General features: G+C 40.2%; 20 protein-coding genes. 15 read left to right on the forward strand and 5 right to left on the reverse strand.

Features of this window, described 5'->3' with window-relative positions:
- Positions 1 to 91: 91 nt before the first annotated feature.
- The 11 genes from wecA (at position 92) to galU (ending at position 12,641) form a co-directional block, all read left to right on the forward strand.
- Positions 92 to 1,156, forward strand: coding sequence for a UDP-N-acetylglucosamine--undecaprenyl-phosphate N-acetylglucosaminephosphotransferase (gene wecA / locus B7360_RS03190; protein WP_256376118.1), 1,065 nt, complete (start codon positions 92 to 94; stop codon positions 1,154 to 1,156).
- A 52-nt stretch (positions 1,157 to 1,208) separates the two neighbouring features.
- A complete protein-coding gene (wecB, locus tag B7360_RS03195) occupies positions 1,209 to 2,333 on the forward strand; it encodes a non-hydrolyzing UDP-N-acetylglucosamine 2-epimerase (RefSeq protein WP_053807675.1) in 1,125 nt (374 codons plus the stop codon).
- Between the two features lie 21 nt (positions 2,334 to 2,354).
- Positions 2,355 to 3,614: a UDP-N-acetyl-D-mannosamine dehydrogenase gene (gene wecC / locus B7360_RS03200; protein WP_053807676.1), complete on the forward strand. Its 1,260-nt coding sequence runs from the start codon at positions 2,355 to 2,357 to the stop codon at positions 3,612 to 3,614.
- A 36-nt stretch (positions 3,615 to 3,650) separates the two neighbouring features.
- Positions 3,651 to 4,847 (forward strand): hypothetical protein, encoded by a 1,197-nt coding sequence (locus B7360_RS03205; RefSeq protein ID WP_085342722.1) that lies wholly within the window; start codon positions 3,651 to 3,653, stop codon positions 4,845 to 4,847.
- Entirely contained in the window at positions 4,844 to 6,109 is a 1,266-nt protein-coding gene (locus B7360_RS03210) for an O-antigen polymerase (RefSeq protein ID WP_053807564.1), read from the forward strand. Before B7360_RS03205 ends, B7360_RS03210 begins: the two co-directional genes overlap by 4 nt.
- Positions 6,110 to 6,111: 2 nt before the next feature.
- Complete coding sequence (locus B7360_RS03215; protein ID WP_053807565.1) at positions 6,112 to 7,293, forward strand: glycosyltransferase family 4 protein; 1,182 nt, start codon at positions 6,112 to 6,114, stop codon at positions 7,291 to 7,293.
- Between the two features lie 70 nt (positions 7,294 to 7,363).
- Positions 7,364 to 7,852, forward strand: coding sequence for a PssD/Cps14F family polysaccharide biosynthesis glycosyltransferase (gene pssD, locus B7360_RS03220; RefSeq protein WP_053807566.1), 489 nt, complete (start codon positions 7,364 to 7,366; stop codon positions 7,850 to 7,852).
- Positions 7,849 to 8,301 carry a PssE/Cps14G family polysaccharide biosynthesis glycosyltransferase gene (gene pssE, locus B7360_RS03225; RefSeq protein ID WP_053807567.1) on the forward strand — a complete coding sequence of 151 codons (453 nt, stop codon included), beginning with the start codon at positions 7,849 to 7,851 and terminating at the stop codon, positions 8,299 to 8,301. The genes pssD and pssE overlap by 4 nt, the downstream gene beginning before the upstream one ends.
- Positions 8,302 to 8,333: 32 nt before the next feature.
- Complete coding sequence (locus tag B7360_RS03230; protein WP_053807568.1) at positions 8,334 to 10,430, forward strand: YjbH domain-containing protein; 2,097 nt, start codon at positions 8,334 to 8,336, stop codon at positions 10,428 to 10,430.
- Between the two features lie 97 nt (positions 10,431 to 10,527).
- On the forward strand, positions 10,528 to 11,694 hold the full coding sequence (locus B7360_RS03235) for a nucleotide sugar dehydrogenase (protein ID WP_053807569.1): 1,167 nt from the start codon (positions 10,528 to 10,530) through the stop codon (positions 11,692 to 11,694).
- 68 nt (positions 11,695 to 11,762) lie between these two features.
- On the forward strand, positions 11,763 to 12,641 hold the full coding sequence (gene galU, locus B7360_RS03240) for a UTP--glucose-1-phosphate uridylyltransferase GalU (protein WP_053807570.1): 879 nt from the start codon (positions 11,763 to 11,765) through the stop codon (positions 12,639 to 12,641).
- Positions 12,642 to 12,741: 100 nt separating this feature from the next.
- Here galU and tpiA read toward each other — a convergent pair whose 3' ends face one another.
- Positions 12,742 to 13,512: a triose-phosphate isomerase gene (tpiA, locus tag B7360_RS03245; RefSeq protein ID WP_005384863.1), complete on the reverse strand. Its 771-nt coding sequence runs from the start codon at positions 13,510 to 13,512 to the stop codon at positions 12,742 to 12,744.
- Between the two features lie 269 nt (positions 13,513 to 13,781).
- On the opposite strand from tpiA, the gene B7360_RS03250 reads away from it, so the two are divergent.
- The 3 genes from B7360_RS03250 (at position 13,782) to B7360_RS03260 (ending at position 15,937) form a co-directional block, all read left to right on the forward strand.
- On the forward strand, positions 13,782 to 14,129 hold the full coding sequence (locus B7360_RS03250) for a 5-carboxymethyl-2-hydroxymuconate Delta-isomerase (protein ID WP_005397960.1): 348 nt from the start codon (positions 13,782 to 13,784) through the stop codon (positions 14,127 to 14,129).
- A 217-nt stretch (positions 14,130 to 14,346) separates the two neighbouring features.
- On the forward strand, positions 14,347 to 14,769 hold the full coding sequence (locus B7360_RS03255; RefSeq protein ID WP_047009013.1) for a DUF805 domain-containing protein: 423 nt from the start codon (positions 14,347 to 14,349) through the stop codon (positions 14,767 to 14,769).
- A 901-nt stretch (positions 14,770 to 15,670) separates the two neighbouring features.
- A complete protein-coding gene (locus B7360_RS03260) occupies positions 15,671 to 15,937 on the forward strand; it encodes a GIY-YIG nuclease family protein (RefSeq protein WP_371343600.1) in 267 nt (88 codons plus the stop codon).
- Here the strand turns inward: B7360_RS03260 and B7360_RS03265 are convergent.
- The 3 genes from B7360_RS03265 to glpX all read right to left on the reverse strand — a co-directional run bounded on the left by B7360_RS03265 (position 15,931) and on the right by glpX (position 18,623).
- On the reverse strand, positions 15,931 to 16,281 hold the full coding sequence (locus tag B7360_RS03265) for a DUF3135 domain-containing protein (protein WP_085342723.1): 351 nt from the start codon (positions 16,279 to 16,281) through the stop codon (positions 15,931 to 15,933). The two genes, B7360_RS03260 and B7360_RS03265, sit on opposite strands and share 7 nt — an antisense overlap.
- Positions 16,282 to 16,441: 160 nt before the next feature.
- Positions 16,442 to 17,062 (reverse strand): metalloregulator ArsR/SmtB family transcription factor, encoded by a 621-nt coding sequence (locus B7360_RS03270; RefSeq protein ID WP_065646853.1) that lies wholly within the window; start codon positions 17,060 to 17,062, stop codon positions 16,442 to 16,444.
- 553 nt (positions 17,063 to 17,615) lie between these two features.
- Positions 17,616 to 18,623, reverse strand: a complete 1,008-nt coding sequence (glpX, locus tag B7360_RS03275) for a class II fructose-bisphosphatase (protein ID WP_005383180.1) — start codon at positions 18,621 to 18,623, stop codon at positions 17,616 to 17,618.
- Positions 18,624 to 18,971: 348 nt separating this feature from the next.
- On the opposite strand from glpX, the gene zapB reads away from it, so the two are divergent.
- Positions 18,972 to 19,214, forward strand: a complete 243-nt coding sequence (gene zapB / locus B7360_RS03280; protein ID WP_005379536.1) for a cell division protein ZapB — start codon at positions 18,972 to 18,974, stop codon at positions 19,212 to 19,214.
- Between the two features lie 134 nt (positions 19,215 to 19,348).
- On the opposite strand, the gene rraA is transcribed toward zapB, so the two are convergent.
- The gene (rraA, locus tag B7360_RS03285) at positions 19,349 to 19,855 is read right to left on the reverse strand and encodes a ribonuclease E activity regulator RraA (RefSeq protein WP_005397954.1); all 507 of its coding nucleotides are present in this window, start codon (positions 19,853 to 19,855) and stop codon (positions 19,349 to 19,351) included.
- Position 19,856: the final 1 nt, after the last annotated feature.

Consider the following 19,856-nt stretch of genomic DNA (forward strand, 5'->3'; position numbering starts at 1 on the left):
TGTGACTCTTCCAGAGATCGCAGGCTCTTTGGCATCTCGAATTAATGATAATTTTCAGGTTCTCAAGCCTGCATCTTCAAGTTGATTCGGTATATTTGTATTTATTTTGTCGTTCGTTCTACTTTTTGTTATGCGCAAGGTCGCCAAGCGCGTAGGTCTAGTAGATAAACCCAATGCAAGAAAGCTTCACCAAGGTGTGGTGCCACTTGTAGGAGGGATCTCCATTTTCTCTACTATACTGGTGGGGTTCCTTCTGTTCTTACCAATGAATGACAACCTATCACTCTACTTATCTTGTTCGGCTGTACTCATCGTGCTCGGCGCATTAGATGACTATTACGATGTAAGTTTCAAAATTCGCCTTATTATTCAAGCGGGAATATCCCTTGCGATGATTTACATCGGGGGCCACAGCTTACACGATTTAGGCTACTTAATGGGGAGCGAAACCATTGCCCTGAATGAAGTCACTGGCGCAGTGATCACCGTTATTGCGGTAATAGGCGCAATTAACGCATTTAATATGGTTGATGGCATAGACGGCTTGCTGGGCGGGTTAGCCTCGGTCACCTTTACAGCATTAGGTATTGTGTTTGCCTACAACGGAAATGAATACTTAGCCACGATCTGTTTATTGATCGTGACTGCGATGCTCCCTTATATCTTCCTGAACTTAGGTTTCCCACTAGGTCGTCGCTTTAAGATCTTCATGGGCGATGCAGGCAGTATGTTTATCGGCTTTACCGTGGTCTGGATGCTGATTCGCGGCACACAAGAGCCAGGAGCTGTAGCTTTCAAGCCAGTTACAGCGCTGTGGTTAATTGCCTTACCATTGATGGACATGGCAACCATTATGATTCGTCGCGTTCGTAAAGGTCAGTCACCATTCCAACCAGACAGAGAACATCTACACCATATTTGCCAACGTATTGGGCTTTCACCAGGTGCAACGTTAATTTTCATCTGTTCGATGGCATCGATTTGTGCTGCGGTAGGTTTATGGGCTGATTTTGTTGGTATTAAAGAATCTACAATGTTTATTGCCTTTTTAATTTTATTTGTTTGTTATTTCTTTGTTATTAGTCATATTTGGCGCGTTTCATCTTGGTTAAATAATTTGAGGAAGCGCCAAAGAATGACCAGTGAACAAATATGAATTATATTTATTTGTTCCATCATAATTTTATACTTTGTTAGGGAAAAATAGAGTGACTATAAAAAAAGTTCTAACAGTTTTTGGTACGCGCCCAGAAGCTATAAAAATGGCACCTTTAGTTCATGCTTTATCAAGCGATCAACGTTTTGAATCTAAATGTTGTGTTACCGCACAGCATAGAGAGATGTTAGACCAAGTATTAGAATTATTTGAGATCAAGCCTGACTATGACCTTAATTTAATGAAGGCCGGGCAAACGCTTAATGATGTAACAGCTCGAATTGTGCAAGATCTCAAGCCTGTACTTGAAGATTTCAAGCCCGATGCTGTTCTTGTGCATGGTGATACAGCTACCACTTTTGCTGCCAGTCTTGCTGCCTATTACGAGCAAATTGAAGTAGGCCATGTTGAAGCCGGCCTTCGCACAGGAAATATATATTCCCCTTGGCCAGAAGAGGCTAATCGACGTCTAACTGGTGTTTTGACAAAATATCATTTTGCTCCTACAGAGACATCGAGAGATAACTTACTTCGAGAAAACTTTTGTCCAGAAGATATATATGTAACAGGGAATACAGTAATCGATGCATTATTAATGGTCAGAGAAAAAATTGAAACCAACAAAAAGCTAAAATCTCAGCTAGAGGAACAATTTTCGTTCTTAGACGAGAGTAAAAAGTTGATTTTGGTTACAGGACATCGACGAGAGAGTTTTGGTGGCGGCTTTGAGAGAATTTGTGAAGCATTAGCGCAAACTGCGACAAGTAATCCAAATGTTCAAATCTTATACCCAATGCACTTAAACCCGAACGTGCGTGAGCCAGTTAACAGAATATTGGGTGATATTGACAATGTTTTATTAATAGAACCGCAGCAATATCTGCCATTTATTTATTTGATGGACCGAGCCAATATCATTTTAACCGATTCTGGCGGCATCCAAGAAGAAGCGCCATCGTTAGGCAAGCCAGTTTTAGTGATGCGTGATACAACAGAAAGACCAGAAGCGGTTGAGGCAGGTACGGTAAAATTAGTTGGCACAAATACGGACAAGATAATTACCGCACTAGAAGTCTTGTTAAAAGATGAAGCGACGTACAAAGAAATGAGTTATGCACATAACCCATATGGTGATGGCAAAGCTTGCCAAAGAATTTTAAACACATTAGCAAAATAAAATTAAATATTGGAATGAAAAATGTCATTTGAAACAATTTCAGTTATTGGTTTAGGGTATATTGGCTTACCAACAGCAGCAATGTTTGCTTCTCGCAAGAAAAAAGTGATTGGTGTTGATGTCAATCAGCATGCAGTAGACACAATTAATCGCGGCGAGATCCATATCGTTGAACCGGATCTGGATATGTTGGTGAGTGCTGCAGTACAGCAAGAATATTTGAAAGCGGTGACAACGCCTGAACCAGCAGATGCTTTTTTAATAGCAGTACCGACACCTTTTAAGCCTTGTGAAAAGGGAGATATTCCAGAGCCAGATTTGACTTATATCGAGTCAGCTGCAAAAGCTATCGCACCAGTTTTGAAAAAAGGCAACTTGGTTATTCTTGAATCGACGTCACCAGTTGGTGCTACAGAGCAGATGTCAGCATGGCTTGCTGAAGCTCGCAAGGATTTGACCTTTCCACAAACGGCAGGGGAATTTGCTGATGTGAATGTAGCACATTGTCCTGAACGTGTATTACCGGGGAAAGTGGTCACGGAGTTAGTTCAGAATGACCGAGTAATTGGTGGGATGAGCAAGCGGTGTTCTGAGCGTAGCGTTGAACTATATAAAACGTTTGTAATGGGTGAGTGTGTTATAACCAATGCTCGTACTGCGGAAATGGCCAAACTAACAGAAAATTCGTCTCGTGATGTTCAAATTGCCTTTGCTAATGAGTTATCAATGATTTGTGATGAATTAGGTATTGATGTTTGGGAACTGATCTCGCTGGCTAACCGTCATCCACGAGTCAATATTCTTCAGCCAGGTCCTGGTGTTGGTGGTCATTGCATTGCTGTTGACCCTTGGTTTATTGTCTCTAAGACTCCCGAGATAGCTAAAATTATCCATACGGCAAGAAATGTAAATGACTATAAACCTGAGTGGGTCATTAACAAGGTTAAGATGGCGGTGGCTGATTTCCTTAATGCAAATCCAACAAAGACAGCAAAAGATGTAACGATTGCTTGCTACGGTCTAGCTTTTAAACCTGATATTGACGATCTGCGAGAGAGTCCGGCACTCGACATTACAAAGTCTATAGCAAGAAACCATGTTGGCAAAGTATTGGCTATCGAGCCTAATATCGACTCTATAGATATTGATAATATTGACTTGGTATCACTTGATGAATCTCTTTCCAGAACTGATATTCATGTGATGTTAGTAGATCACAAACAATTCAAAAAAATAAAATTAAATGATGCCTTTGTTATCGATACAAAGGGTATCTGGTGAGCAAATCATTAACATCATTTCCAAGTAGGCATGTAGATGCTTAATATAATAAAAAACAAAATGGCCTTGATTATCATGGCCATTTTTTCTATTTGTTACTTCTCAAGTAGTTTTTTTGCAAAAAAACAATTAAATGAACATGATTTTTATACATGGAATGTTTTTATTACTTTAATGTCTATGTCTTTCTCCTTTTGTTTTTTAGGGAGTGAACAATTATTTACTCGATTTATCAAAGGTGATAAGAATAGATTTGTTATTCAAAGAGATACTATTATTACAATGGTGATAAGTAATGCTATTTATTTAATTTTTCTGATATTTGTTGTGGATAAATTATGGTTTAACATGCAAAGTGCTATGTTATACCTATTCGTATCTTTATCGTCTGCTGCTTTTGTTGTTATATATAATAGTTTTCGAGTTGCAAAGTTATTCGTACGTTCGCAATTAGCTAATGGTTTTTGGAAGTTAGCAATTATTATTTTTATATTGATGCCAGTTAATATTAGGTTTGAGTATAAACTATATTTAGCATTGTTAGTTTCTGTTTTTATATCTATCTCTATTTTAAAGTTTTCAAAATTAGAGATTTTTTCGATAAATCAGAAGCAACCTAAAGGTTGGAGAAGAGTATTCTTTGGCTTCTTATTGTCTTTATTTGTAATGATGCTATTAAATAATTTAGATAGAGTACTAGTTGAAAAGGTTATTAATGCCAAATACTTTTCTGAATATGTTTATATGCTATCGTTAACAGTATTACCTTTTAGTCTAATTTCCTCTTATGTTGGATTTAAAGAATTAGCATACTTAAAAAGTAAATATAATAAATCAATATATATAAGAAGAATGTTAAGAACAGGTGTGGTAGTTATTATTTTGTATTCAGTGTGGTTTTTCTTAGTATCCTTTTTCTCTGATTTTCTAGAAGTTAATCTGACTTATAGTTATTTTTTGCCCACATTATTGTTAGTGCTGGTCAAGTGTGTTTACTCATATTACTCTGCACTCTTTGGATTAAATGCATCAGGTAATCAAATGATCAATTCTAACATATTTACAATGATTTCTCTCATTATTATGTATTTTTTTGTTATAAACCTAGTAAGCAGTGTCGAAGCGATCTTATATGGAGTAGCAATGTCATGGCTTATTAGATGCATCATTATTTCAATCTACATGAGAAAGATAGATGATTATGATTATTGTACAGGAATGACTGTGACATGATAAAAGACATATCAAAGTTTATATTATTATTTTTTTCAATAATATTGATTACTACATCTTTCTTGTTAAATAATTATGTGTTTTCATACTTTTCAATTGTGTTTTTTTTGATTATCTCTTTCCTTAATATTTCTGGATTATTTAGGTTGGTGGTATTTTTTCTTGTTTTTTACTTATCTATAGGCTTGTTAAATATATCTACTTGGAGGGGATATATTGAAGTTGAAGTTATAAATCTTTACTTTTTATGTGTTCTACTCTTTCTTATTCCTTGTGTATTTATAAGGTGTTATGTAACTGACAGAAATAATTTTCATGTAAGTAATCAAAAATTTATTTTGATGGCGATTTTAATTCACTTACTTATAGTTTATGTTTCAGTTTTAGCTGTGTATATATTTTATGGTAATATTTTACTGAATCAAACAATAAGATTTCTCATACCAACTTCTCTTGAATATGTGATAAAGTCTGCACTTCCTATCGCCGCGCTGATACCAATATTAAAATATAAAAATAAAGCGTTATTATTGCTTTTGGTTGTGCTTCCCGCAATACTTATTGGTAGTAGAGGAACAGCTGTAATATCGATATTGAGTTACTTAATTTCTGATGTGTATTTTAAATTCGGTGGTTTTGATATCTATAAGATAATTAATAAGAATAAAAAGTTCTTGATATATTCATTGTTAGCTTTTTTGGTTATTATTTCTGGATTCTATTTACGGAGAGGTGACGGTAGCGAACTATCTAGTGTTGATGTGTTAATGTCTCATTATTTTGATTACGATAATATATTAATAAGAGTTATTTTACCTTTCCATCTTGGGTTTAAAGAAACTATTGGTCTGTCTAATAGACTTGTAATTGAGTCAATAGCGAACAATATTAATACTTATTCCCTTTTTTTTGCTGACTTGTTTACTGTTTTACCTGGAGAGAGGTTGGCTGCAGGACAAACATTAGGAAGGATATTTGGCACTGTTGAAGGCGGTGGCCTTACACCTGGCTTAGTTGGTGGTATTTACATAGATTATAAAATGTTTACCCCAGCATTCTTTCTACTCTTTGGAGTTTCTTTTTATTTTCTTGAAGCCAAACTCTATAAATCTCCATTATTTATCGTAGTTTACTCCCAAGTTATTGTTCAGTTTATACATCTTTTTCATAGAGGCTTTTTGAAGCCAGAGTACATAACGAGTGTTTTAATTGCATACTTTTACTATTGTTTATGTCATAGAATAATTATTAATAGAGGTTAATTTTGAAAGTTCTTCATGTTTTATATACATATCTTCCCGATGTTACTGGTTCATCAATTAGAAGTGAAGGTATATTAAAAGGTCAAATATCTAATGGTATAGATGTTGTCGTGGTCACCTCCCCATTTCAAAGGGGATATAGAGAAGACTTCGATATAATAAATGATGTCAAAGTATATAGAACTTACAACAATAATGAAGATCTAGAGGCGTCAGAAAAGAAAAAGAATATTAAAAATAGGATTAAAAAACTTATTTCTATTTTAGGTTTTTCAATTAAAGTATATAAAATTGCCAAAAGAGAAAATGTTGATTTTATTCATGCACATAGCATGTTTTTTTGCGGTCTATCTGCATTTGTTTGTAGTAAAATACTTAAGATTGGCTTTGTCTATGAATATAGGTCTATTTGGGAGGAAAGGTTTGACAGCGTTAAGTTTATCGATAAGCTTCAAATTAAAATTATTCGATTTTTAGAGACGTTATCAATGCGTCTTGCAGATAAAGTGGTTGTATTGAATGAAGGTCTTAGAAAAAATGTAATCGATAGAGGGGTTCTTCCAGATAAAGTGGTTGTTGTGCCAAATGCAGTTTCTGATGAATTATTTTTAGAGGCTAAAAGCATTTCCTTTCCCAAGACAATTAAATCATTTGGTTATGTAGGTAACTTCAGTCACATTGAAGGTTTAGATTTATTACTAAAAGCTTTTTTAGATGCTTTTCCTAGAAATGATTTTAGTGACTGTAAGTTAACATTTCATGGAAAGGGTCCTTATTTAAACGATTTGAAAGAACTAATAGATAAAGCTGACGATGGTAGAATTTCGATTGCCGGGCCATTTGAGAGAGGTGATATAATTGATGTTTATAAAAGCTTAGATTGCGTTGTGATACCTAGAAGAAAATTGAAGATATGTGATGTAGTAACTCCGTTGAAACCGCTAGAGGCTATGGTATTTGGTCGGCTTGTTATCGGTAGTAACTGTGGGGGGATTGTAGAGGTTTGTTCTTCGGAGCGAAATGCAGTGTTCTTTGAAGCAGATTCCATCAAGAGCTTGTCATCTTCAATGAGGAAACAGTATGAAAACTTCAATTTATCTATTGCTAAAAATGGCCGAGATTTTGTTGAAAGTAATCGCAATTGGTCCGATGTAGCTAAACTGTATTTTGATGTTTATCAATGATTATGTCTTTATATAAACTCTATTTATGACATGTTTCTATTTATATTCAAACAGCTTTTAAGGAGGGTGTGTGTCAACTTTTAATAATAAAACAATTTTAGTTTGCTTTGGTGAAGGCGGACACGAAGCGCAAGCCAATCGCCTAGTAAATAATATGTTGAAAAAATCAAGCGATATAGATTTTATTAGTATATCAGATGTTAAAGAAAAACCAGTCTGGTCGAAGGGCCACTATGTTGTGGGTGAGGTTAGAGACAAATATAGCCATTTAAAAACTATCTGTAATTCGAGTTTTTTTTCAATTTTTAAAGCGTTGAGAAAAATATCTAATTGCAATGAGGTGAAATGCGTAATTTCAACCGGTCCGGGTATATCAGTTTTAGTTGCTTGTTACTTTCGATTTATAGGTGTTAAAGTTATACATATAGAGACATGGTCTCGGTTTGAGAGTAAGTCTTTTACTGGTAGGATAATGCACCTATTGGCAAATAAATTTTATGTTCAAAATCATTCACTTTTAAATCTTTATAAGAACTCTATATATTCCGGTAGGTTATGAAAATATTTGTTACAGTAGGAACCACGCCTTTTGACTCTTTAATAAAATCTATAGATGAAAAAGTTGCAAATACTCAAGGCATTGATGTTATATTCCAGATTTCTGATGGTAAGTACAAGCCTCGATTTGGTGATTTTTTTAAGTTTAGTAAAAATATACATGATTATTATAATTCTGCAGATGTTGTGATTACACATGCTGGAGCAGGGTCAATATACTCTCTAGTAGAATCTAAGGTTAAAACAATAATAGTTCCAAATCTTGATAGGATAGATAAACATCAAATCGATATAGCAAGGTTTATGGAGTGTAACGGTTACGCACTAGTCATGTGGGACTTCGAAAACCCTTTAAAAATTGTACAGGAAGCTAAATCCACCAACTTTAATCCTTATGTGAAAGAGGAGTTTTTTAAGGTGGATGAAATCTTAGAATATATTGGGTTTTAACCTCATATTTTGCTTTATAGTGGATGAGAACTATGTTTTTTAATAAGAATGTTAATGCTTCTATAGTATGTCTTTTTTTTCTTTTCTCTCACTCCTATGCTAATACTGCTGTATTAGAAAGTTTCCCTTCAAATCAAAGCTTTACAGGGGTGATTTTTGTTCCCAATGCCCAAGTTCAGAACTACGGGAGCTTTGGCTTTGACTTTGCACATGGGTTACCGCTTAGGAATAGTGTCTCTGATATAGAATCTTTAACGTTTTCTCTCGGACTAATCGAAGGGTTAGAGGCACAAGGCCGAATCGTGACTGAAGATTATAGTTCTAATGGGTTTGTTGTGGGGAGTATTAGAGACCTATCAGCCTCTTTTAAGTATCAACTTCCTTTTTTTCAAGATTTTAATAAACTCAAGTTGGCAGTTGGCGTGCAAGATCTTGGCGGGGAGTTAAACTACTTTAATACGAATTATATAGTTACTGACTACTCTTTCGATTTTGCTCCAGTTCGAATGTCGGTGGGGTATGGACAGTCAGATATTCCGCTTGGTGTTATGGATGGTCCATTTGGTGGTGTTGAGTACCAACCATTCAATTTTATTCAGTTGGTAGGTGAGTACGACTCAGAAGAGTTTAATTCTTCAGTAAAAATTTTTACGCCAAAACAGCTGCTCCCGTATGATATAACAGCTTCTCTTAGTTATCAGATCTATTCAGGCCATGAAACTGATACTAAAAATGTATGGAATGCCGCTTTTTCAATCCCTCTGATATCTGATTACACACGCTCAGTTAGCTTTTCTCAAAACGATATATCTTTGAAAGATAAGATTTTTGTAGAACAGAAGAAGTCTCAAGATGCTTCGATCTCCACTCTGGTGAGTGCGTTAAAAAATGAAGGTTTCGTTAATGTTCAAGTGGGGTTAGTCAATGGTAGAGTCGTGGTGGCTTTAGAGAACCGTCGATACAACCATAATCAAGCAGATGGGCTAGGTGTGGCTCTGGGGATTGTATCGAGTCATTTTGGTCAAAATGCAGCGCAAGATATTGGCGCTGCATCGGATCAATTTGAACTTGTGATGCTTGCCAACCAAAAACCAGTGGTCAGCGTTTTGTCTAACTCTAACTGTTATCAAAGATTTGTCAATGGTAGCGCATCTTGTGATGACATTCAGTTTATCACGCGCGATTTGTCGGAAAGATTAGACATGGTTGCTTGGAAAACGGAACGAGTCAATTCAGGCACTTTAGATTCGCAGATCGTATTTTCCCCTATGGTAAGGCATGGCGTAGCAACCGAGTACGGTGTGTATGATTACTCTTTTGCCATGTCCAGCAACTTATATACCTACCTATGGTCTGGCGCGGCAATAGATGTTCGTCATATTTTACCTTTAGCAGAAAGTGATGATTTTGAAGAGGGTGGGTATTTCGAAGACAGCGTATACGAGAACGAGATTGAGCGTGCAATGGTACATCAGTTCTTCCGTTTGCCATATGTCGATATAGCCAACCAAGTATCTCTAGGCTTGGTTAAATCGGACTATATCGGTGCGCGTAGTGAATCAGCTTGGTTCTCTCAATCGGGCAACCATTGGTTGGGATTAGAGATGAGCTATTTCCAACATCAAGACGAAAAAGACAAAAATGGTTATGCGAACCCAGATCGCCAAACCTTTTTAACTCGTTACACATTCTCTATGCCACAGTGGGATTGGCAGTTTAACGCAACTGCTGGCGAGTTTTGGAAAGGGGATGTTGGCGCAAAATTCACGACATCACATTGGTTTGAAGATATAGAAGTATCCGCAAGTTATCAGGTGACGAAGTTTAACGATACAGACGAAGAGCAGTTTGTCACTGTGTCGGTAAAGCTGCCATTAACGCCATGGCGTGATATGTCGCCGAGTGTGATACAAGTTCGTGGTAACGAGGCTTATGATTTCAACGTTACGACACGAGTTGGCAATGATTATAATTACTTAGCGGCAGGCCAAGGGGATGAACTTGTGATGGATAATAGCATGCTTCGTCGCTACTTTAACCGAGGCCGTTATGGTCAAGAGTACTTTGAGCAGAACAGGCAGCGCATCCGCAACGCTTATTTGCGCTACTTGGGTACTCAATTGAATTAAGTTGTGCTGCTAGTTAGGCTTTGAGTTAATCACTGTACTCTACCGAGAGTGTAGGTGTTTTGATATGCTAGCGTCAGTTAAATGATAGGAAATAAAAATGAAAATTGCTGTAGCAGGCACGGGCTACGTCGGTTTGTCCAATGCCATGTTATTGTCACAAAACCATGAGGTAGTGGCGGTTGATATTATCCAAGAAAAAGTGGACTTGTTGAACGACAAGAAGTCTCCAATTGTTGATGCGGAAATCGAACATTTTCTTGCAAACAAAGAGCTCAACTTTGTCGCGACGCTAGATAAAGAGCTGGCTTACAAAGGCGCAGAGTTTGTTGTTATTGCCACACCAACGGATTATGACCCTCAAACGAACTACTTTAATACTTCTTCAGTTGAAGCGGTGATTAAAGATGTGATGGCAATTAATCCAGATGCGGTTATGGTGATTAAGTCGACTGTACCTGTGGGTTATACTGCGCGTATTAAAGAGGAGCTCGGTTGTCAGAATGTTATGTTCTCTCCAGAGTTTCTTCGTGAAGGCAAAGCACTTTACGATAACCTCCACCCGTCTCGCATCATCGTTGGTGAGCGCAGCGAACGTGCAGAGAAGTTCGCTAACCTTTTGGTTGAAGGCGCGGTAAAAGAAGACATCTCGGTTCTGTTTACTGACTCTACAGAAGCAGAAGCGGTTAAGTTGTTCTCAAACACATATCTTGCGATGCGCGTAGCCTATTTTAATGAGCTAGATTCGTATGCTGAAGCACACAATCTTGATGCTCGCCAAATTATTGAAGGTGTTGGCTTAGACCCTCGTATTGGCAATCACTACAACAATCCGTCATTCGGTTATGGTGGTTACTGCTTACCAAAAGATACAAAGCAATTGTTAGCAAACTACCAAGAAGTTCCTAATAACATTATTGGTGCAATCGTTGATGCGAACCGCACTCGTAAAGATTTTGTCGCAGAGTCTATTCTCAAGCGAGAACCAAAAGTCGTGGGTATTTACCGCTTAATTATGAAAGCTGGTTCAGATAACTTCCGCGCTTCGTCTATTCAAGGCATTATGAAGCGCATTAAGGCAAAAGGCATCGAAGTCGTGGTGTATGAGCCAGTACTTAAGGAAGATGAGTTCTTCCACTCTGCTGTTATCCGCGATATTGAAGAATTCAAACAAATGTCTGATGTCATTGTTTCTAACCGCATGGTGGAAGAACTAGCTGATGTGGCTAATAAAGTTTACACCCGCGACCTGTTCGGTAGTGATTAATTAGTCTTTATATTCAAATAATATAATAGGCTCCCTTAAGGGAGCCTTTCTTTTAGTTGGTAATGGTTATGATTAAAAAATGTTTATTCCCTGCGGCGGGTTACGGTACACGTTTCCTTCCTGCGACTAAGTCGATGCCGAAAGAAATGATGCCAGTGGTAAACAAGCCATTGATTGAATACGGTGTTGAAGAGGCGATTGAAGCCGGTATGGACGGTATGTGCATCGTCACTGGTCGTGGTAAGCACTCGTTAATGGATCACTTTGATAAAAACTACGAGCTAGAGCATCAAATTAGCGGTACAAGTAAAGAAGCGCTGCTTGATGATATTCGTTCTTTGATTGATTCTGCGAGTTACACTTACATCCGTCAGCGTGAAATGAAAGGCTTAGGTCACGCTATTCTTACGGGACGTGAACTGGTCGGTGATGAACCGTTTGCTGTAGTGCTCGCGGATGACCTTTGTGTGAATGAAGACAAAGGCGTTCTAGCGCAAATGGTTGAGCTGTACAAACAGTTCCGCTGTTCAATCGTTGCGGTGCAAGAAGTGCCGGAATCAGAAACGCATAAATACGGTGTGATTGCTGGCGAGATGATCAAAGATGATATCTTCCGCATTGATAACATGGTTGAAAAGCCAGAGCCAGGCACTGCACCTAGCAATCTAGCGATTATTGGTCGCTACATTCTGACACCTGATATCTTTGAACTGATTGAAAATACAGAGCCGGGCAAAGGTGGCGAGATTCAAATCACCGATGCGCTGATGCAACAAGCTCAATCTGGTTGTGTTTTGGCATACAAATTTAAAGGTCAGCGCTTTGATTGCGGTAGTGTAGAAGGCTATATTGAAGCAACAAATTACTGCTACGAGAACCTTTATAAGAAGGATTCCAGTGCGGAGCTCGCGAAAAAAACAACCGTGAAAATTGCCGAGCCAGCATAATTCAGAACTTCCTATCGGTGTACTCCGAGTGGATAACACGCAAACAAAAAGGGATGCATGATGCATCCCTTTGTTATTTCGACTCTGAGTAAAAACGAGATTAAGCTTTTGCTTTTGCCGCTGCTTTAGCGATTGCCGCGAAGCTTTTCGCGTCTAGAGAAGCGCCGCCAACTAGAGCACCGTCGATGTCTGGTTGTGAGAAGTAAGCTTCAGCGTTTTCTGGCTTAACAGAACCACCGTATTGGATGATTACTTGTGCTGCAACTGCTTCGTCTTTCGCTGCGATTAGTGCACGGATAGAAGCGTGGATGCGTTGTGCATCTTCAGCGGTTGCTGCTTTACCAGTACCGATAGCCCAGATTGGTTCGTAAGCGATGATTGCGCCGTTTAGAGCTTCAACACCGTAAGTGTCGATAACTGCGTTGATTTGACGTGCACATACAGCTTCAGTTTCGCCAGCTTCGTTTTGCGCTTCAGATTCACCGATACAGAAAACAGGAGTTAGGCCGTTTTCTTTTAGGAAGTTGAATTTCTTAGCGATAAACTCGTCAGATTCGTTGTGGTATTCACGACGCTCTGAGTGACCGATGATGATGTGAGTAGCACCGAAATCTTTCAGCATTTCTGGAGACATATCGCCAGTGAACGCACCGCTGTTGTTTAGGTCAGTGTTTTGAGCACCTAGGATGATCTTGTTACCGCCTTCAGCGATTACTCGCTCTGCTAGGTCGATGTAAAGTGCTGGTGGAGCGACTGCGACGTCAACACCTTCAACGCCTTCAAGCTCAGCGTTAAGACCAGTTAGCAGCTCAGTTACCATTGCTTTGCTGCCGTTTAGTTTCCAGTTACCCATCACTACAGGACGACGCATAGGAATATCTCCCTTATCTTTAATGTAAATAGTCAATTAATGTAAAAAATCTACGTAGGAATATAACAGAATAATGTGAACAGATCATGATTGGCGTCATGTCTTGTCCGGCTTTCTTTACTGATTCGACCAAGCATCGATCCTGTTATTTTTGTCAAAAGCAATCGATTGGTGATCACGTAGACAGAATGATAGTTCATTCCTCGGAAATTGCTGCTGAGATTGGTATTACTACGCGCTGGAATTAATAGTTGTAGAAAGGAATCAAAATGCCAAATCTCGTTTTAGAGTATTCAAACTCGGTGGAAGAACGTGTCAATGTTCAGGGGTTGCTGGAGGATTTACATAAAACGGCGTTAGAGAGTGGCCTTTTTGAGCTCGCGTCAGTGAAATCTAGAACGCTCAGGTGCCACAATTGGTTAATTGGAGAAGAGGGCGATAGCCTCGACTTTATCCATATCAACTTTGATTTGCTATCTGGCCGTTCCCAAGAGCAGAAGAGAGAACTGTCACGAGCCTTGATGGCGACTCTTCAAGAGCAAGCCAGTCACGTGCACAGCTTAACGGTCAACATCCGAGACATGGACGTAGACAGCTTCCAGAAGGTAGTGAATTAGGTTAAACCGAGTTTCTTGAGAGTAGCGGGCAGGGCTAAGCACCGTGAGATGCAAGGGAGTTGAAAGCTAATAGGCCTTATCGAGCGTTTATCGTTGCTTCAGCTTAGTCTCGCTCTGCTTGTTATAACGGCACTATTGGCGCTTACACTGCAGGTGTACTTTCCAAATTATATCGACTCGGCTAATCTATAACCTTTCTATTTTTGGGTAAAATTTGATGTCGACTAAAGAGTTACTGTTTTCTTTTCAAGGGCGTATAAACCGTAAAACCTACTGGATTTGGAACGTCATTTACTATGTCTCTATTCTAGGTTTTGGTGCTGGAATCAGTAAGCTATTTCCTACTTTCTCCTATTTACTTCTCCCTATTTTCTTGGTGATTTTGTTAATCCCTGATTTGGCGATCACCACCAAGCGTTGGCATGACCGCAACAAATCAATCTATTGGCTAGCACTGAATATTCCGCTGATTATCGGGCGAATCGCCACGCCAATGACCAGCCCTGTCGCACAAGAGCCGTCGACACCGCAAATGTTCGTTGCATCCATTTCTCTGATTTGTGGTTTATGGATTCTAATTGAATGTGGCTTATTAAAAGGAACATCAGGACCAAACCAATATGGCCCTGAGCCGGAGTAATCGCTTCAAGTATCGTGCGTGCTGAAAGTAGATTCTTAGTCTCGCTAAGGCTCGCTAGAATGACTAACTCCTTTGCTCTAGAGCTTGTTATTGTACCCGTAATTCTGAACAGTGGGGGGACGAGTATGATTCAGAATCTATCGTCCGCTTGAGCAGTGGCTAAGGTGAGAGGGAAAGAATAGGAGTTTGCTGTTACTTGATTCTTAGTCTCGCTGGAGCTCGCTAGAATGACGAGCTCTTTTGATCTAGAGCTTGCTATTGTACCCGTCATTCTGAACAACGAGGTACGAGCGTGATTCAGAATCTATCGTCCGCTTGAGCAGTGGCTAAGGTGAGAGGGAAAGAATAGGAGTTTGCTGTTACTTGATTCTTAGTCTCGCTGGATCTCGCTAGAATGACGAGCTTTTTTGATCTAGAGCTTGCTATAGTGACGGTCATTCTGAACAACGAGGTACGAGCGTGATTCAGAATCTATCGTCTGCTTGAGCAGTGGCTAAGGTGAGCGGGAGAGAATAGGAGCTTGCTGTTACCAGATTCTTAGTCTCGCTAAGGCTCGATAGAGTGACGAGCTCTTTTGATTTAGAGGCTGTTAAACTCACCGTCATTCTGAACAACGAGGAACGAGGTGATTCAGAATCTATCATCCGGTTGAGCAGTGGCTAAGGTGAGTGGGAAAGAACAGGAGTTTGTTGCTACTCGATTCTTAGTCTCGCTTGAGCTCGCTAGAATGGCGACTTTCTCTTATTAAATAGAACCGTCATTCTGAACAGCGAGGGACGAGTGTGATTCAGAATCTACGCACAGAGCGCTCCGAGTTTGAACTGAGCGATTGAATTACAATGGAAAAGTAACAGCGAATCATGAAGGAGAATGAATCATCGATAGGACACCTTGCGTTTATATCCTAACGTCAAACAACAACGCCGTTCTTTACATTGGTGTTACCAGTCAGCTGCCTCAAAGAATATGGCAGCATAAAAACGGAGTAGTTGAGGGATTTACCAAGAAATACAACGTTCATAAGCTCGTTTACTTTGAGTTATTCGAAGATATGGCAACTGCCATAACCCGAGAGAAGCAGCTCAAACAGTGGAAGCGTAAATGGAAGTTAGACTTGGTAAGAGAAACGAATCCTAACTTTCTCGAGCTGTCTGCTGAGTATCAGTAAAAATCATCCCTACCTTTAAATGCCTCTAAGCTAACCACATCCGCTTTTTGAGTCGGTGCTGTTTCCCCTTGTAGCGCCGCTCTGAACTTCACGACCTGTTTTTGTAATTCGTTCATCAATACCACATTGGTGTGGTGAGGGTTTTTACACGTGCTGATGACCCTATCGATGTGGCTTTGCTGAGCCCACAGCCTTTCTTGCATGTTTTCTGATGCGCTTTCGATCATCTCTTTTGCCATTTCATGACGAAATTGCTCAAAAGCTTCTGGATCTCGCTCTGCCATTCGAACCATTTCATCGAATGGCGGAAGCGTTTGAGAAGAGTAGTGACGTAGAGTAGACATCAATGTTCTCCAAATCCTTATGGAAATTGCCTTTAGTTACTAAAAGCCTATACCACTAGAAAGAGGAGAGAGGATGAATTCTTCAGCCGTCTCATTTATAAGAGAAGCTTTCAGGCTTGAGATTGAATAAGTGCGGCATGTCGATGTTTGTTTGTGGTGGTTACTGCAGTTGTTGGATGCGGTACACACAGCGTCTTTGACCGCTGATGATATGCTCGGTGCGCTCTATTTTGGTGTCACGTCCAAGCAAAGACTGAAAGACGCTCAATTCCGATTGACACAAGCTTGGGCAGCGAGTTGCGGCTTTACAAATCGGGCAGTGATTTTCGATCAAGATAAATCCGTTCTCATCTTGCTCAAGCTCGGCCATATAGCCTTCTTGTTCTCTTAGTGTCACAAGAGTTTCTAGTTTGCTTTGCAGAGAGTCGCATTGCTCAAGATGCTGACGATAACTTTGTAACGTGAGTTTTTCTCTTTCCGATGTGACTTTGTCCAGTCCATCTTTGCCAAAAATGTGTTCGACAGCCTCTATAAACTGAATGGTCAACTCACCGTGACGGTCAGCAAATTGCTCATGACCTTTTTGAGTGAGAGACCAATGACGAGCAGGGCGACCTACTTTGACTTTGACGTCATGAATGGACAGGATACCATCATCTTCTAAACTTTGTAGGTGCTGACGCGCCCCCATGGTTGTCATACCTAGCTCAGAAGAGAGTTGTTTTGCAGTGACGGAACCATCACGCTTAACGATTTGCAATATCCTATCTACGGTCTTCATATATCCACCATTTATACGTCAGTACATATTATGCGCGATAGGGTTAGTAAAGAAAAGTGTTGACTTAGTTTGAGTGGGGATCTGTTGGGTCTATGTTCATGCGAACCAATATATATCGCCACTCTGAACAGCGAGAAACGAGTGTGCTTCAGAATCTATCGTCCGGTTGTGCAGTGGTTAAGGTGAGTGGGAAAGAATAGGAATCTGCTGTTACTAGATTCTTAGTCTCGCTTGAGCTCGCTAGAATGACGAAATCTTTTGATTGAGAGCTTGCAATGGTAGCCGTCATTCTGAACAACGAGGGAGGAGCGTGATTCAGCATCTATCGTCCGGCTGTGTAGGGGTTATGGTGAGAGGGAGAGAATAGGAGTTTGCTGTTACTGGATTTTTTAGTCTCGCTGGAGCTCGCGAGAGTGACGAACTCTTTTGATTTAGAGCTAATTAAAGTAACCGTCATTCTGAACAACGAGGAACGAGGTGATTCAGAATCTATTGTCCGGCTGTGCGGAAAGAAAGGCTCACACTCAGATTGAGCGAGAGCCTCGAGAAATGCTTAAAGAATAATATCACGCACTTCTGGATCTTTACGATCTAGGTAGTGAGTCGACTTAATACGACGAATAGTACGGCATCGACCACGCACGAGAAGCGTTTCTGTGGTTGCGATATTGCCTTGGCGAGAGATGCCTTCCAGCAAGTCACCTTTAGTAATGCCTGTTGCTGAAAATACCACGTTGTCGCTGCGTGCCATGTCTTCCATTTTGAGGACAACATTCGCTTTTACGCCCATTTCATCGCAGCGTTTTAGTTCGTCTGCGCCGTAAATGCGGTTTTCTTCAGTATCGCCTTTTACTTCGTGACGCGGAAGTAGACGACCGTGCATGTCACCGTCTAGCGCTCGAATCACCGCGGCTGAGACGACCCCTTCTGGCGCGCCGCCAATACAGTACATCATGTCCACTTCACTGTCTGGCATACAAGTCAGAATAGAGGCAGCCACATCACCATCAGGCACCGCAAAGACACGTACGCCCATTGCTTGCATTTCTGCAATAACGTCATCGTGGCGAGGTTTCGCAAGGGTAATAACGACGAGGGTATCAAGTGGTTTGTTCAGGGCTTTTGCTACGTTCTCTAGGTTCTCTTTTAACGGCTTTTCTAAATCAATTACGCCTTTTGCACCAGGGCCAACAACCAGTTTTTCCATGTACATATCTGGCGCTTTAAGAAAGCTGCCTTTCTCACCTGCGGCAAGTACGGCTAGTGCGTTAGATTGCCCCATTGCCGTCATGCGAGTCCCTTCAATCGGGTCGACTGCAATATCTACTTCATCACCACCAATACCCACTTGCTCACCAATGTATAGCATTGGCGCATCATCGATTTCACCCTCACCAATGACAATTTCACCACTGATATCTGTTTTGTTCAGTAGGGTGCGCATAACTTCAACAGCTGCGCCATCGGCTGCATTTTTATCGCCACGGCCAAGCCATTTGTAACCAGCCAAAGCTGCACCTTCAGTCACACGGGAAAATGCCATTGCTAAATCGCGTTTCATGATGTCTCCAAGTAAGCAAGAGGGAAGAAGAATTTGCGCGGCGATTCTATCACAACGTAGGGTAAACGTTTGCCTTTTTGCGGAGCTTTTACTTTATCTAACTTGAATTTGATCAATACTTAGGACGATTTTCAGCGTGGCGGGAGGCAAAATCCTTGCTCAAAAATGCTTCGGCGATAAGAAAAGTCAGCGTTTAGTGAGATTGCGCCGATTTTTTGACCGAATGATGCGAAATATCGAATATAGTGAGTGTTTCTCATCGCGACGCTGAGTAGAATGAACCTTATATAGGTTAGGTGTGCATCAATCTCGCACATCGTCCCAACGGAATAACATAGGTAGGCCAAGATGTCTTTTGAAGTACTAGAACAACTAGAATCTAAAATTCAAACTGCAGTTGACACAATCACTCTTCTTCAGATGGAAGTCGAAGAGCTGAAAGAAGATAAAGCAAAACTTGCGGAAGAAGCGAACGAGCTTCGCTCTCAACGTGAAGAGCTAGAGCAAAAAGCACAGCAAGCACAACAAGAGCACGCGCAATGGCAAGAGCGCATTCGTGCACTACTTGGCAAAATGGACGAAGTGGAATAATTCGGCTTCTTCATTCCAAATTAAAAACACCCGCGTTAAGCGGGTGTTTGTGTTTTGGGCAAGTTGAAAATCGTTAGGACAAGCTCGATTCTGATAGCCAAGAGAAGGTCCTATAACTTAGGTACCTAAGACTCTTATTCTTCTTCATCCAACTCTAAATCAATATTCAATGGCTCAGGCGACAGGATGATCCCAGTGCTATCAGCATAAATATAATCTTCAGGTAAGAAGCTGACGCCGCCAAAGTTGACTGGTACATCTAATTCGCCGATACCCTGGCTGGTCGCTCCAACAGGAATAGAAGCGAGGGCTTGAATGCCTAAGTTCATATCTTCAAGTTCATCTACTTCACGAACACAGCCGTAAACGACAATGCCTTCCCACTCGTTTTCTTCCGCAATAGTTGCGATTTCTGCATCGATAAGGGCTTTACGTAGGGAACCGCCACCGTCAATTAACAAAACGCGACCAAGTCCATCTTGCTCTAATGTCTCGCGGATCAACGAATTATCTTCAAAACACTTGATGGTGGTGATTTGCCCGGCAAATGAAGCGCGACCGCCAAAATTACTGAACATTGGTTCAACCACATCTACCTGATCGAGGTAGATATCACAGAGTGCTGAGGTATTGTATTCCATA

This window comes from Vibrio sp. ArtGut-C1 (assembly GCF_002105475.1).
GTDB classification, from domain to species: domain Bacteria; phylum Pseudomonadota; class Gammaproteobacteria; order Enterobacterales; family Vibrionaceae; genus Vibrio; species Vibrio diabolicus.

Bases quoted from the DNA above. Each gene is read 5' to 3' on its own strand.
- wecC (WP_053807676.1), top strand. From the start codon at position 2,355: ATGTCATTTGAAACAATTTCAGTTATTGGTTTAGGGTATATTGGCTTA.
- B7360_RS03205 (WP_085342722.1), top strand. From the start codon at position 3,651: ATGCTTAATATAATAAAAAACAAAATGGCCTTGATTATCATGGCCATT.
- B7360_RS03210 (WP_053807564.1), top strand. From the start codon at position 4,844: ATGATAAAAGACATATCAAAGTTTATATTATTATTTTTTTCAATAATA.
- pssE (WP_053807567.1), top strand. From the start codon at position 7,849: ATGAAAATATTTGTTACAGTAGGAACCACGCCTTTTGACTCTTTAATA.
- B7360_RS03230 (WP_053807568.1), top strand. From the start codon at position 8,334: ATGTTTTTTAATAAGAATGTTAATGCTTCTATAGTATGTCTTTTTTTT.
- B7360_RS03235 (WP_053807569.1), top strand. From the start codon at position 10,528: ATGAAAATTGCTGTAGCAGGCACGGGCTACGTCGGTTTGTCCAATGCC.
- galU (WP_053807570.1), top strand. From the start codon at position 11,763: ATGATTAAAAAATGTTTATTCCCTGCGGCGGGTTACGGTACACGTTTC.
- tpiA (WP_005384863.1), bottom strand. From the start codon at position 13,512: ATGCGTCGTCCTGTAGTGATGGGTAACTGGAAACTAAACGGCAGCAAA.
- B7360_RS03250 (WP_005397960.1), top strand. From the start codon at position 13,782: ATGCCAAATCTCGTTTTAGAGTATTCAAACTCGGTGGAAGAACGTGTC.
- B7360_RS03255 (WP_047009013.1), top strand. From the start codon at position 14,347: ATGTCGACTAAAGAGTTACTGTTTTCTTTTCAAGGGCGTATAAACCGT.
- B7360_RS03265 (WP_085342723.1), bottom strand. From the start codon at position 16,281: ATGTCTACTCTACGTCACTACTCTTCTCAAACGCTTCCGCCATTCGAT.
- B7360_RS03270 (WP_065646853.1), bottom strand. From the start codon at position 17,062: ATGAAGACCGTAGATAGGATATTGCAAATCGTTAAGCGTGATGGTTCC.
- glpX (WP_005383180.1), bottom strand. From the start codon at position 18,623: ATGAAACGCGATTTAGCAATGGCATTTTCCCGTGTGACTGAAGGTGCA.
- zapB (WP_005379536.1), top strand. From the start codon at position 18,972: ATGTCTTTTGAAGTACTAGAACAACTAGAATCTAAAATTCAAACTGCA.
- rraA (WP_005397954.1), bottom strand. From the start codon at position 19,855: ATGGAATACAATACCTCAGCACTCTGTGATATCTACCTCGATCAGGTA.